The sequence below is a fragment of the Ewingella americana ATCC 33852 genome (assembly GCF_000735345.1).
Classification (GTDB): Bacteria; Pseudomonadota; Gammaproteobacteria; order Enterobacterales; family Enterobacteriaceae; genus Ewingella; species Ewingella americana.
In genome coordinates this window covers 47240-60619 of record NZ_JMPJ01000069.1, presented here as the reverse complement: position 1 = coordinate 60619, position 13380 = coordinate 47240, and the positions used below count along the sequence as shown (strand labels likewise).

Here is a 13380-nt window from a genome sequence, read left to right as displayed (position 1 = left end):
TTCACCCTGCCCGCTTTTTTTTGCTTTCGCAGAACCGAATTTACGCTGGTTCGGACAGATACATTTTGCGCAGATAGTGCGGCACGGCGTCATCGGCGTTGGAGCCAATGATTTCAGCATCCGGCATGGCGGCTTTCAGGCGCGGCAGCGAACCACTCATCAGGCAACCTTTGCCGGACATGGTCAGCATTTCCAAGTCATTCAAGCCATCGCCAAAGGCGATACAGTCTTGCAGCGAATACCCCATCAGCTTAGAAACCTGCTCCAGCGCGTGGCCCTTAGAGACGCCTCCCGCCATCACTTCCAGACAAGTCGGCAGCGAGAAGCTGACGTTCACGCGGTCGCCCCAGCGAGCATTGATCGCCTCTTCCAACGGCAGTAACTCTTCATGACTGTCGCAGGTGAAATAGACTTTGCAGATGCCGTCAGTCTCCAGCAGGCCCGGCTGATACAGCTTGTATTTGAAGACCGACTCGCGGAAGAACTGATCCTGATCGTCGCGATCGTGATTCATAAACCACTCATCGTTGCGATACACGTTGGTCAGGATATTTGGATTGTCATGAACGATGCCAAACAGGTCACCGGCGATGTCTTCGTCCAGATTGTGCGAGAAGATCAGCTCGCCTTCGGTGTTATGCACCCGCGCACCGTTAGAGGTGATCATGTAGGCGCTGATCTCAAGGTTGTCGCGGATTTGCGCCACGTCGATATGGTGACGGCCAGTGGCAAAGACGAAATGCACGCCGCGCTGGGTTAACATCTTCAGCGTCTCTTTGGCGTACGGGCTCAGTGTGTGGTCGGGTGACAGCAGTGTGCCATCTAAATCGGAAGCAACAACATGATACATAACGGTAAATTCTAACCTCAGATGGAGTTGGGCGCGGCAGTCCGCCGCGAGTTAATGCCGCGCATAAAAGCGCATAATGGCATCGAGCGCCTTTGCCCGCAGGTCGTCCCGTTCAAACAGGATCTCGTGGCGCGCGCCTTCAATGACCAAGGGTTCATCCCCTTCACAAGGGTGCCCCGCAACGGCCATTGCCTGACAAAAAGCAAGATGCGACCGGTTATCCACAACCCGGTCTTCGCTTGCCTGTAATAATAGCAGGGGTGTGGTGATATTTTCGGCTTGTTGCAGAATATGCATTCCCGCCTTGATACCTTCCTTCACCCAGTGATAAGTTGGCCCGCCCACCTGAAGCTCGGGGTAGTCGGCGTAAAAACGCAGATTACGGCGATAGCGTTCGCGGCTGTGAGTTAAGCGATTAACCACAAACGGCAGCGGCCGCCAGTGGCCGGTGCCCATCGCATAGCCGTCACGGCGCAGCGGTCGGCGCTCCGCCCAGTTGAGGATGCGGCGAGATATCCAGCCCGGTATCGGCAGATAAATGCCGGTCATCGGCGCGCAGAGCGCGGCGGCGTCAAAGGTTTGCGGATACTTGGCGAGGAACAGCGCGGCAATCGCGCCCCCCATCGAGTGGGCCAAAATGTACTTCTTGGTGTAGTCGCGCGGCGCGATTTCACGCTGGTAAAGCTGGTGCAAATCTTCAATATAATCATCGAAATGCTGCACGTGCCCGCGATGGCGGTCATCCAGCATTCGCCCGGATCGCCCCTGCCCGCGGTGGTCGACAATAATCACGTCGAAGCCGCATTGGAACAGGTCATAGGCCAGCTCGGGGTACTTTACATAGCTTTCAATACGGCCCGGTGACACCAAAATGATGTTGTCATTACCTATGGCGCTGAAGCGAACATAGTGGATAGGCACGTCGTCCACGCCCGCAAATTCACCCTCTTGGCGCTCGCGCCAGAAATCAAGCAACGGACCCGTAGCAAAGGCAGAAAATTCCTTCTCTCGCGTTAACCACTTTGCAAAATTCGATGCCATGAAATGGTTCCAGAACCCCGTTACCGGAAGGTGAATTAAGTTAATTGTCCGTTTTTAGACAATAGCGTATTGTGCCATACAATGGTCTTTTCAGGGAGTCGCTCGATGACGTTGCACTGGTGGTTAACCTATCTTCTTACCACAATCATTCTCAGTCTTTCCCCCGGCGCGGGTGCGATAAACACCATGAGTACCGGCATTAGTCACGGCTATCGCGGCTCAGTGTTCTCGATTGCCGGTCAGCAAATCGGCTTGGCCTGCCATATTGTGGTGGTTGGCGTCGGCTTGGGCACGCTGGTTTCGCAGTCGGTCATGGCCTTTGAAGTGCTGAAGTGGTTCGGCGCGGCCTATCTTATCTGGCTGGGCATCGGCCAATGGCGAGCGGCGGGCGCGGTAGACCTTAATGCCATGGCGAAAACGCTGTCGCCAAATCGGCTATTCAAACGGGCGGTGTTTGTGAATCTCACCAACCCGAAAAGCATCGTGTTTCTTGCCGCGCTCTTCCCGCAGTTCATCCTGCCAGAAGCGCCACAGGCGGGTCAGTATATGGTGCTGGGCGTGACAACCATTGTGGTGGATATCATCGTCATGAGCGGCTACGCCATGCTCGCAACCCATATCTCGGGCTGGATTAAGTCTGCCAAACAGATGAAATTGCTCAACCGTATCTTCGGTTCGCTGTTTATCTTAGTCGCGGTGTTGTTGGCGAGCGCCAGAAAAGCCTAGTTAGCACAACGTCTTAGGCAAAATGCGCGCAGTCCGTTGGCTGCGCGCAGGCAAGATGAAATCTTATCGAGAAATAATCAGGTGGATGCCGAAACCGGTAAACAACACGCCCGCCACGCCATCAATCCATTTCGCTAAACGCTGATACCCACGGCGCATCACCGGCATGGCAAACACCATCGCCACCACCGAGAACCAAGCAAAGGTCTCGGCGATGATCAGGATAAACAGCCCCCAGCGCTCGCCACTTCCCACGTCATCACCCACAAACAGCGAGAACACGCTGCCGAAGTAAATCACGGCTTTCGGGTTAGACAGGTTGGTCAGGAAACCGCGCATAAAGGTGCGGCCACGCGCGGGAAGCTGCACCGGCTTTTCAGCTTCAGCTTCCACGCCAGCCTGCTTCTTGGCGCGAGCAGACTTCAGCAGCTGCCAGCCCATCCAGCACAGGTAAATGCCGCCGCCGATGGTGATGACGTCATGCAGCCAGGCCATTTTCTGCAAAATCAGATGCAGGCCCATCAAGGCCACGCCGGCCCACACCACGATACCCAGTGAAATCCCCACCACGCCCATCATCGCCTCTTTGCGAGAACGGCTGGCGGCAGTTTGGGAAACGAAGAAGAAGTCAGGTCCTGGGCTCATCAACGCAATCAGATGCACCATCGCCACGGTCAAAAACAGAATTAACATAGCTCGTACTCAGTGTGGAAAAAAGAAAGAACCCAGATCACTCGTCGCCATTATCAATGTGATCGCGAATCATCGCCATAAAAGGTCGACCAAATTTTTCGAGTTTGCGCTGGCCGACGCCGGTGATATCCAGCAGCTCGCTTGGGCTGACCGGCAGCTGCTCGGCCATCTCCAGCAATGTCGTGTCGTTGAATACCACGTAAGGCGGCACGTTATTCTCATCGGCCAAGGTCTTACGCAGCTTGCGCAATTTGGCGAACAGCTTGCGGTCGTAATTCCCGCCGTAGGTCTTCTGGCTGCTGCTACTTTTAATTTTCAGCGTCTGAATTCGCGGCACCGCCAGTTGCAGAGGAATTTCCCCACGCAGCACCGGGCGTGCGGCCTCGGTCAGTTGCAGGGCGGAGTGCATGGCGATGTTCTGCATGATCATGCCGAGGTGGATCAGCTGGCGCAGCACGCTGGTCCAGTGCTCGTTGCTCTGTTCTTTGCCGATGCCGTAAACCGTCAGCTTGTCATGACCATACTCGCGAATTCGTTGGTTATTCGCGCCGCGCAGCACTTCAACCACATAGCCCAAGCCAAAACGTTGGCCGACGCGCGCCACCACTGACAGCGCCTTCTGCGCGTCCAGCAGGCCGTCATAGCGTTTTGGCGGGTCAAGGCAGACATCGCAGTTGCCGCAGGCGTTCTGCTTGCCTTCACCAAAATAGTTGAGTAGCACCAAGCGCCGACAGGTCTGGGCTTCGGCGAAAGCATTCATCGCATTGAGTTTATGGCGCTCGACATCTTGCTGCGGCCCGGCTGGCTTTTCATCCAAGCAGCGGCGCAGCCAAGCCATGTCGGCCGGGTCATAGAGTAAAACGGCTTCTGCGGGCAGGCCATCACGCCCTGCGCGGCCGGTTTCTTGATAATAGGATTCGATATTGCGCGGGATGTCGAAATGGACCACGAAACGCACGTTGGGTTTGTTGATCCCCATGCCGAAGGCCACGGTCGCCACCACGATTTGCAAATCATCGCGCTGGAAGGCTTCCTGCACATTGCCACGGGTTTCGTTGTCCAAACCGGCGTGATAGGCCCCGACGCTCAAGCCACGGCTTTGCAGGCGGGCGGCGGTGTCTTCGACTTTCGCCCGGCTATTGCAGTAAATAATGCCGCTTTTGCCGCGCTGGTCTTGCACGAAGCGCAGCAGCTGGTCGAGCGGCTTAAACTTCTCCACCAAGGTGTAGCGAATATTTGGGCGGTCGAAGCTGCTGACCTGAATCAGTGGGTCGTTGAGTTCCAGCAGGCGCGCGATGTCGCTGCGGGTGGCTTCGTCGGCGGTGGCGGTCAACGCAATCACCGGCAATTGCGGGTAACGCAGCTTAAGCTGGCCTAGCGCGCGATATTCCGGGCGGAAATCGTGCCCCCATTGGGAGATACAGTGTGCTTCGTCCACGGCGAGCATCGCCGGATTCCACTGCTGGAGCTGTTCCATAAAGTCGCCCATCATTAGGCGCTCTGGGGCGATATAGAGCATTTTGATGCGGCCCGTGCGGCAGCCGGTCATCACTTCCATCTGCTGTTCGCGGGTTTGCGTCGAGTTCAGGCAACCGGCTTCTACCCCGGCGGCCATCAATTGGTCGACCTGATCCTTCATCAGCGAGATGAGCGGAGAGACCACCAGCGTCAGGCCGTCCATCACCAGCGCGGGGATTTGATAGCACAGTGACTTACCGCCACCCGTGGGCATCACGACCAGACAGTCTCGTCCGGAGATAGCCGCATTGATGATGGTCTGCTGACCCGGTCGGAATTGCTGATAACCGAAGGTATCGCGTAATACCTGCTGTGCCAGCTCTTCTTTGTTTATCACTGCCGCCGTAGACACTCAATTCCCCAACTGTTCAAACCGCCCGGCGCTTAAAAAAGCGCCGAGAATATATACTGATTTTCTACCCTAAATAATTCGAGTTACGGGCAGCCAACGCGCCTGTAGCTTGAAGTATGACGGGTAAATTACATAATGTCGTTCAGCATAATACCAACACCGACGCGAGTCTGCTTGTAGTTGTAATCAATCAATGACTCGCCGTAGCCGCTGAAGACTTTGGTGTAGAAGCGCATGTGCTTGGTGATTGGGTAGCTCACGCCCACGTCCGCGCCGCCGTAGCCGGTGTTCCAGTTATAGCGGCTCTCTACGCTGATGACGCTTTCGCCCAGCGCGTAGCCCACTTTCAGGCGGTAATAACCCATGTATTTGGTGATGTCCGGGTTGTCATCGTTTTTGTCACTTTCTGGAATGCGATACCAAGGCTTGAGATCTAACTGCCAGTTGCCGTTTTGCGCCATCCAGCGAGCATAAACACGGTTCCAGCTGCGGGAAGTCGGGTCAGAGCGGCCGTTGGAATCATGGTTTACACCATACTCGGCTTCGCGCAGGGTCCAGCCCATAAACTGATAATCCGTCGCCCAGGCGATGAAGATTTGCGGCTCATAGTTGGTTTCGCGGAAAGGTGAAGATTCAGCACGGTTGGAAAGCTGCCAGAAAGATTTCTGCGTGTAAGACGCGCCGAGCAAGGAGTTATCCCCGGCGATACCGCGCCAAATCGGGAAACCAAGGCTAAGTTGGAACTCGACTTCGTCATGGCGCGCATTGTCTGCCCAGTCATAAGACTTAATGGCGTCTTTATTGATGCTGCTGGTGTCGGTGTAAACCAAATAGTTGGTGTCGTAAGGATAAAGCGTAAAAGGGTTGTCATGCTCTTGCAGTAAGTTGGCGATAACGCTGCCACGAACGCTAGGTTTATCATGCACTTCCTGAATCGTCGCTTCTGCCGCATAGCCTAAAGCCGGCATCACCATCAAGGTTGCCCCAACAGCCCAATTTTTACGCATTATGTCTCCACTCAAAAGTAGGTGCCGGTAAACGGCTTTAATTTTATAAGTTGTTTCTCGCCGACTCGCCGGATGACAAAAACCCCGGCCCCAGAAGGCGAAGCCATTCTACACAAAAATTTACAATGGCTGAGGATTGATTAGATTTAGCACTTAGGGCGTGGAAATCAATGATACCAAGACCTAAAATCTACAATCAGCTAACATTTACCCCGGTATTCACCGCGACACCCTTCAGGAAATTGTCATGTCCGCATCACTCAGCCACGAGGCTGCTCGCCAGCTTATTGGCGAAATTTTCGTTTACGATATGCCGTTTAACCGCGAGCTGGGCCTTGAGCTTAAACATCTTGACGGGGACAGCGCCGAGCTGACCTTCACCAATCAGACGCGTTTAGTCGGCAACGCCGCGCAAAAAATCCTCCACGGCGGCGTGATTGCCTCGGTGCTGGACGTGGCCGCCGGATTGGTGTGCGTGACCAGCTCCCTGATTCGCCGCGATAAGCCAGACCACCCGCTGTTGGAAGGCGAAATGCGCCAGCGCCTGTCCAAAATGGGCACGATTGACCTGCGCGTCGACTACCTGCGTCCGGGCCGTGGCGAGGTGTTTACCGCCAGCGCCAAGCTTATTCGCGCGGGCAACAAAGTCTCGGTCGCGCGCGTTGATTTGCACAGCGACAGCGGCGTTCACATCGCCACCGCCAACGCCACCTATCTGGTCGGCTAACTCACAGCCTGAACATATCCTAAACCTGCGGCGGCAAGATTCAGTTACACTTGTCGCCTCACTTTCGTTTCGAGCATGCACATGGACGCACAGCGCACCCGACAGGGCATTATTTTCGCCTTCGTCGCTTATTTCATCTGGGGGATCGCCCCGGTCTACTTCAAGTTAATCCATCAAGTCCCGCCGCCGGAGATCTTGACTCACCGGGTTATCTGGTCGTTCTTCTTTATGCTGGCCCTGCTCTCTCTGAGCCGCAGCTGGGGTGACGTCTGCCGCGTGGCGAAGAAGCCGAAAACCCTGTTACTGCTGCTGGCCACCGCGGTGTTAATCGGCAGTAACTGGCTGATTTATATCTGGGCCATCAACAACAATCACCTGCTGGAAGCGAGCCTCGGCTACTTTATCAACCCCTTGGTGAATGTGGTGCTTGGCATGCTATTTTTGCGAGAGCGATTCCGAAGAATGCAGTGGGTGGCGGTGTTGCTGGCCCTGATTGGGGTGCTGATTCAGGTGTGGGTGTTTGGCTCGGTGCCGGTGATTGGTCTGGCGCTGTCGATGACTTTCGCCTTCTACGGCCTGCTGCGTAAGAAGATGGGCGTGGACGCGCAAACCGGCATGCTGATTGAAACGCTTTGGCTGCTGCCGGTGGCGGCGGTTTACCTATTCCTGCTAGCAGACAGCGCGACCAGCCACCTGACGGCCAACCCGTGGTCGCTGAACCTGATGCTTATCTCCGCAGGCATCATTACCACCATTCCGCTGCTGTTCTTCACCGCGGCCACCACCCGCCTGAAGCTCTCAACGCTGGGCTTTTTCCAATACCTTGCCCCTACGTTGATGTTCCTGCTGGCGATCTTCTACGGTGAGCAGGTCACCACTTCGATGATGATCACCTTCGGCTTTATCTGGGCCGGGCTGGCGTGTTTCATCGCCGACGCCCTCTACACCCAGCGTCAGTTAAGACGCTGAGGAAGCAGGCTTGGCGCTGCGCGAGATAAACCTCGCCATCGCCGGGCCGGTCACAATGATGGTCAGCAGGCGCAAGGTCTGCATGGCCATCACAAAGCCTAAGTTCACATTACTCCCCGCCGCGATAATCGCCACGGTGTCCAGCCCGCCGGGGCTGGTTGCCAGATAGGCCGTCAGCATATCCACGTGCAGCACTTTGGTCAGCAGCCACGCCATCGCGCCGCAGAGCACCATCAAGCCAATAATCGAAGCAATCATCTGCGGCAGCGTGCGTAACGCCAGTTTGAAAATCGGACGGGTGAAGCGCAGACCGACGCTCCAGCCAATCAGCGTGTAAGCAATCGCCAGCAGCCATTCAGGCACTTGCAAGGTCATGGTGTCGGTTGAGTGCAAGACCGCGCCGACGAAGGCTGGGAGCAACAGCGCGCCGGAGGGAATACGCAAGCGCGGCCCCAGCCAGACACCCGCCAGCGCCAGCAGCAGCGTCACGCCAAAGCGCCAGTCAATCGGCGGGAACCACACCACGGCGGCCGCGGCAGAGGCGCTATCACCCAAACTCATGCGCGCCACAAAGGCCGCAGCGGTGGCGACAAACAGCACGCGCAGATATTGCATGAAAGCCACTAGACGCACGTCTGCGCCGAAATCTCCCGCCATGGCAACCATCGCGCTGGCCCCGCCCGGCGATGAGCCCCACGCCCCCGTCGGCCCCGGCAGATTGCTGAATTTCACCAGCAGCCAGCCCGACAGCCCGCTAGCCATCAGTGTGGAGATCAGCACCAGCAGCACCATCGGCCAGTCATTAAGTAGCGGAGGAAGAATCGAAGGAGAGAGGCTTTGGGCAATCATACAGCCCAGAATGCCTTGCGCGATTTTGAAGAAGATCGGCGCAATTCGCACCGTAGCCCCCAGCAAGCCCATCAGAACGCCGATAATCATCGGCCCGAGCAGTAGGGCGGCAGGCACGTGGAAAGCCTGAAAAATAAAGCCAAGGATCAGCGAGGAGACCACCAGCAATGTCCACTGGCCCCAAGGAGCAATCTTTTCCATCAACATGGTTTGAATCTACATCTGCGAAAGCGGAGGCATAGTTTTAGCATAAAAACTGTTAACAGAATTAGAACATCTGTGGGAAAGCGGGGATTTAACGCGAGGAAGTAAACCGCCAGCCCCGAGAGGCTGGCTGATAAAAACTTAGAGCCAGTTTTTACGTTTGAAGTACAGGTAAGGCGCGAGCCCGGCCAGAATCATCAAGCTGATGGCCCCCGGATAGCCGAAGCTCCACTTCAACTCCGGCATGAACTCGAAGTTCATCCCGTAGCTTGATGCCACCAGCGTTGGCGGCAGGAACACCACCGATACCACCGAGAAGATTTTGATGATGCGGTTCTGCTCAATGTTGATAAAGCCCATCGCCGCCTGCATCAGGAAGTTCACCTTCTGGAACAGGGATTCGTTATGCGGCAGCAGGGATTCGATATCACGTAACACTTCACGCGCCTGCTCCAGCTGACCTGCTGGCAGACGGGCCTTGCGCACCAAGAAGTTCAGGGCGCGCTGGGTATCCATCAGACAGAGGCGAACCTTCCAGCCAACGTCTTCCAGCTCCGCCAAGGTAGAGAGCGCGGCGTCGTATTCGTCGCCCTGATGCCCTTCCATGATGACGCGACTGAGCTTTTCCAGATCGCTGTAGATATTTTCGATTTCATCCGCCAGCTGTTCGATTTTGGTTTCGAACAGGTCCAGCAGCAGCTCATAGGCATTGCCGTCGCCCAGCTTTTGGTTTCTGGCGCGCATGCGGTACAGGCGAAACGCGGGCAGTTCACGCTCACGCAGGGTGTAGAGACGCCCTTCGCGGATGGTAAACGCCACGGTGCTGTTGCCCGCGTGGTCTTCAGCATCTTCGAAATAGAAAAAGGAGTGAATATGCAGGCCGTCTTCATCTTCGAAGAAACGGGCCGATGCTTCGATATCGTCCAGCTCTGGACGAGTCGCCAGGCTTTGGCCTAGCTCACATTGAACGCGCTCACGCTCTTGCTCATCGGGTTCAATCAGGTCAACCCACAACGACGTTTTCAGGTCGTCTGGTTCGCCCTCTTCCAGTTCCAAACGGGATAAGCGGCTGTTTTCTAACTTAAAAGCACTCAGCATGTGTCCGTTCTCCCTAAGGTGACAGGTGTGGACAACGCGTTGAAGCACAGAAAAATACGGGGGTAGAAAGTCACCAGTACGTTTCAGACCAAATTCAGATCCGACTCACAGCGACAGACGGGGGTCGCCGACAACCACTAAGGCTATCAGCATTGAGGATAGCCTTAGAAGTGGTACCTTAAGAACAGGTTATCGAGCCAGTATCTACTGGGTGTGTCCAAGGCGCAGTTCCTCATTGATATTAGTGCGCGCATGTTACGCCGAGAAGAAAAACAGTGTCAACAAAGAACAAAACGAATTTTGCAACATTTAGGCATAATATTCTCAGCGCCCTAACCTCCTTCACAGGCTTATACGCCGCCCGCTTTTTGGCTACACTCAGGCAACTCTTTTTTGTGCTTCACCGCCACTCGCGGTACAGGAATTCCGATGATTAAACAGATTAGCCAAGACACGATGTGTGACTTGATCACCAAGGCGACCAACTCGCCGCGCCTGCGTCAGAACCTTAACATTCATCCTGCACCGGAAGACGATGTTCAGCGTCTGGCTATCGCCATGGAGCCGGGCACTTACGTGCGCGTCCACCGCCACCCGCACACGTGGGAGCTGTTGACCCCGCTGCGTGGCCGTTTCTTGGTGTTGACCTATGACCAATCAGGCAAAGTCACCGACCGCCTGTGGCTCGGCGGCGACACTCGCCTGCTGGAGATCCCCGCCAACACGTGGCACAGCGTCCTGTCTCTGGATGAAGGCGGCGTGATTTTTGAAGTGAAGCACGGCGCCTATCAGCCGGTCACCGAAGAAGATTACCTGCCGGGCTCCGCGCCAGAAGGCGACGAGCGCGTCAAAGCCACGCTGGAGTGGTATGCGAATGCCGAAATTGGTGATGTGTTTGCTGTCTAGTCTGCGACAGAGTAAGCGTTAACGGCGCAGCAAGGTTGAGTTCGGTTGGGTGTTTTAATTTAACCCCACACCCCTCCTAACCTCCCCTCCTGAAAGGGGAGGGATAAACCCAAAACCTATCTAACATAGGGTGGTTTTGCTCCTTCCCCTTTCAGGAGGGGAAGGCTGGGATGGGGTGTGGGGTTTTGCCGAGCAAAAAATCAAACTGCTTCTAGTCTCGCGTAGGCCGCAACCAGCCACTTGATCCCTTCTCCGGGGAACGCGACCTGCAAACGGCTGTGCTCGCCGCTACCTTCCATGTTGACGATGGTGCCTTCACCGAATTTCGGATGCATCACGCGCTGGCCGAGTTTGAAGCCGGTATCGCTGGTGCTGACTGGGGTTCCCATGCGTTTATGGCTGACCGGGCGCGACACGCTGGCGCGCAGGCGGACTTCCTCGACGCAGTTTTCTGGCAGTTCACCCACAAAGCGCGAAGGCCGGTGGAACACCTCTTTGCCGTACAGACGGCGCGTTTCGGCATAAGTCAGCGTCAGCTTTTGCATAGCGCGGGTTACGCCGACATAGGCCAGACGGCGCTCTTCTTCCAGACGGCCGCCCTCGTCGAGCGACATCTGGCTCGGGAACATGCCCTCTTCCATGCCGACGATAAACACCTGCGGGAACTCCAGCCCTTTCGCCGAGTGCAGCGTCATCAGCTGCGCGGCGTCCTGATTGGCATCCGCCTGCCCTTCACCGGCTTCCAGCGCGGCGTGGGAGAGGAATGCCTGCAGCGGCATCAAGTCCTGATCTTCATCCTGATAGCTGAACTGGCGCGTCGCCGTCACCAGTTCCTCAAGGTTTTCGATGCGCGCCTGACCTTTCTCGCCCTTCTCCTGCTCATACATCATGAACAGGCCGGAATCCTTAATCACGCGGTCAGTCTGCACGTGCAGCGGCATGTCGGCGGTCTCATGCGCCAGCGCGTCAACCAGCTCGCAGAAACGCTGTAATGACGCAGCGGCGCGACCCGCCAACACTTTCTCTTGCAGCAGCACGCGGGTGGATTGCCACATGGTCAGCTGACGGTCACGGGCGGTCTGGCGCACCACGTCCAGCGTGCGATCGCCAATGCCGCGCGTCGGCGTGTTGACCACGCGCTCGAAGGCGGCGTCGTCATTGCGGTTGGCCATCAGGCGCAGATAGGCCAAGGCGTCTTTGATTTCCTGACGCTCGAAGAATCGCTGCCCGCCGTAGATGCGGTAAGGCATCGCCATTTGCAGTAAAGCTTCTTCCAGCACGCGCGACTGGGCGTTGCTGCGATAGAGGATGGCGCAATCTTTCAGCGCGCCGCCATTGTCCTGCCACGTCTTGATACGGTTGACCACGAAACGCGCTTCATCCAGCTCGTTAAAGGCGCAGTAGAGAGAAATCGGCTCGCCTTCTGGGTCTTCGGTCCACAGGTTTTTACCCATTCGCCCGCTGTTGTTGGCAATCAGGGTGTTGGCCGCGGTCAAAATGTTGCTGGTGGAGCGATAGTTCTGCTCAAGGCGGATGGTGTGCGCGTTAGGGAAATCTTTCAGGAAACGCTGAATGTTTTCGACCTGCGCGCCGCGCCAGCCGTAGATTGACTGGTCATCATCGCCAACGATCATCACATTGTTGTTATTGCCCGCCAGCAGGCGGATCCAGGCATATTGAATGCCGTTGGTGTCCTGAAACTCGTCCACCATCAGGTTGGTAAAGCGTTCGCGGTAGTGCTGAAGAATGTGCGGCTTGTTGAGCCACAGCTCGTGGGCGCGCAGCAGCAGCTCGGCGAAGTCCACCAGCCCGGCGCGGTCACAGGCTTCTTGATACGCCTGATAGATACGCAACCAAGTGGCTTCCACCGGATTGTTGTAAGTCTCGACGTGCTGCGGGCGCAGACCTTCGTCTTTTTTGGCGTTGATGTACCACATCGCCTGACGCGGCGGCCACTGTTTGTCGTCGATATTCAATGCTTTAACGATGCGTTTCAGCAAACGCAGCTGGTCATCGCTGTCGAGGATCTGGAAGTCCTGCGGCAGATTGGCGTCCAGATGGTGAGCGCGCAGCAGGCGGTGCGCCAACCCGTGGAAAGTGCCGATCCACATGCCGCCCTGACTGGTGCCGATCAGCTGATCGATACGATGGCGCATCTCCGCCGCCGCTTTGTTAGTAAAGGTCACCGCCATAATGGAGTAAGGCGAGCAGTTCTCTACCGACAGAAGCCAAGCAATGCGGTGTACCAGCACGCGCGTCTTGCCGCTGCCCGCTCCCGCCAGCACCAACAGATTGCTGCGCGGCGCGGCCACGGCTTCACGTTGTTTTTCATTTAAGCTGTCGAGCAGGTCAGAAACGTCCATAGGCACCGTAGGTCTGGAAGAGAAAAGCATCCACGAAGGACGCTTTTCTACTGTGAATTTATACAGAGAATGACGGG

12 protein-coding genes are annotated in these 13380 nt (G+C 56.2%); 4 read left to right on the top strand and 8 right to left on the bottom strand.

All coding sequences use genetic code 11. From position 1 onward, the window contains the following. Positions 1-40: 40 nt before the first annotated feature. Positions 41-850, bottom strand: coding sequence for a sugar/pyridoxal phosphate phosphatase YigL (gene yigL / locus GEAM_RS19200; protein WP_034794824.1), 810 nt, complete (start codon positions 848-850; stop codon positions 41-43). Between the two features lie 51 nt (positions 851-901). After that, entirely contained in the window at positions 902-1891 is a 990-nt protein-coding gene (gene pldB / locus GEAM_RS19195; protein WP_034794822.1) for a lysophospholipase L2, read from the bottom strand. 105 nt (positions 1892-1996) lie between these two features. Between pldB and rhtB the strand changes: the two genes are divergently transcribed. Then, positions 1997-2617 (top strand): homoserine/homoserine lactone efflux protein, encoded by a 621-nt coding sequence (rhtB, locus tag GEAM_RS19190; RefSeq protein ID WP_034794819.1) that lies wholly within the window; start codon positions 1997-1999, stop codon positions 2615-2617. Positions 2618-2680: 63 nt separating this feature from the next. Here rhtB and rhtC read toward each other — a convergent pair whose 3' ends face one another. From rhtC to pldA, 3 genes are all read right to left on the bottom strand, one after another. Beyond that, positions 2681-3310 carry a threonine export protein RhtC gene (gene rhtC / locus GEAM_RS19185; RefSeq protein ID WP_034794816.1) on the bottom strand — a complete coding sequence of 210 codons (630 nt, stop codon included), beginning with the start codon at positions 3308-3310 and terminating at the stop codon, positions 2681-2683. Positions 3311-3347: 37 nt separating this feature from the next. Then, complete coding sequence (recQ, locus tag GEAM_RS19180) at positions 3348-5180, bottom strand: ATP-dependent DNA helicase RecQ (protein WP_034794813.1); 1833 nt, start codon at positions 5178-5180, stop codon at positions 3348-3350. Between the two features lie 128 nt (positions 5181-5308). Beyond that, on the bottom strand, positions 5309-6187 hold the full coding sequence (pldA, locus tag GEAM_RS19175) for a phospholipase A (RefSeq protein ID WP_034794811.1): 879 nt from the start codon (positions 6185-6187) through the stop codon (positions 5309-5311). Between the two features lie 247 nt (positions 6188-6434). Here pldA and GEAM_RS19170 point away from each other — a divergent pair, with 247 nt between their 5' ends. Both GEAM_RS19170 and rarD read left to right on the top strand, forming a co-directional pair. Continuing rightward, positions 6435-6914: a thioesterase family protein gene (locus GEAM_RS19170; protein WP_034794809.1), complete on the top strand. Its 480-nt coding sequence runs from the start codon at positions 6435-6437 to the stop codon at positions 6912-6914. 81 nt (positions 6915-6995) lie between these two features. Continuing rightward, the gene (rarD, locus tag GEAM_RS19165; RefSeq protein WP_034794807.1) at positions 6996-7883 is read left to right on the top strand and encodes an EamA family transporter RarD; all 888 of its coding nucleotides are present in this window, start codon (positions 6996-6998) and stop codon (positions 7881-7883) included. Here rarD and GEAM_RS19160 read toward each other — a convergent pair. Then, a complete protein-coding gene (locus GEAM_RS19160) occupies positions 7872-8933 on the bottom strand; it encodes an AbrB family transcriptional regulator (RefSeq protein ID WP_034794966.1) in 1062 nt (353 codons plus the stop codon). The genes rarD and GEAM_RS19160 overlap by 12 nt on opposite strands. A 144-nt stretch (positions 8934-9077) precedes the next feature. Beyond that, positions 9078-10034 (bottom strand): magnesium/cobalt transporter CorA, encoded by a 957-nt coding sequence (gene corA, locus GEAM_RS19155; RefSeq protein WP_034794805.1) that lies wholly within the window; start codon positions 10032-10034, stop codon positions 9078-9080. A gap of 429 nt (positions 10035-10463) precedes the next feature. Between corA and GEAM_RS19150 the strand changes: the two genes are divergently transcribed. Then, positions 10464-10940: a WbuC family cupin fold metalloprotein gene (locus tag GEAM_RS19150; protein WP_034794804.1), complete on the top strand. Its 477-nt coding sequence runs from the start codon at positions 10464-10466 to the stop codon at positions 10938-10940. A gap of 200 nt (positions 10941-11140) precedes the next feature. Here the strand turns inward: GEAM_RS19150 and uvrD are convergent, their stop codons facing one another. Then, positions 11141-13303: a DNA helicase II gene (gene uvrD / locus GEAM_RS19145; RefSeq protein ID WP_034794802.1), complete on the bottom strand. Its 2163-nt coding sequence runs from the start codon at positions 13301-13303 to the stop codon at positions 11141-11143. Between the last annotated feature and the right edge of the window lie 77 nt (positions 13304-13380).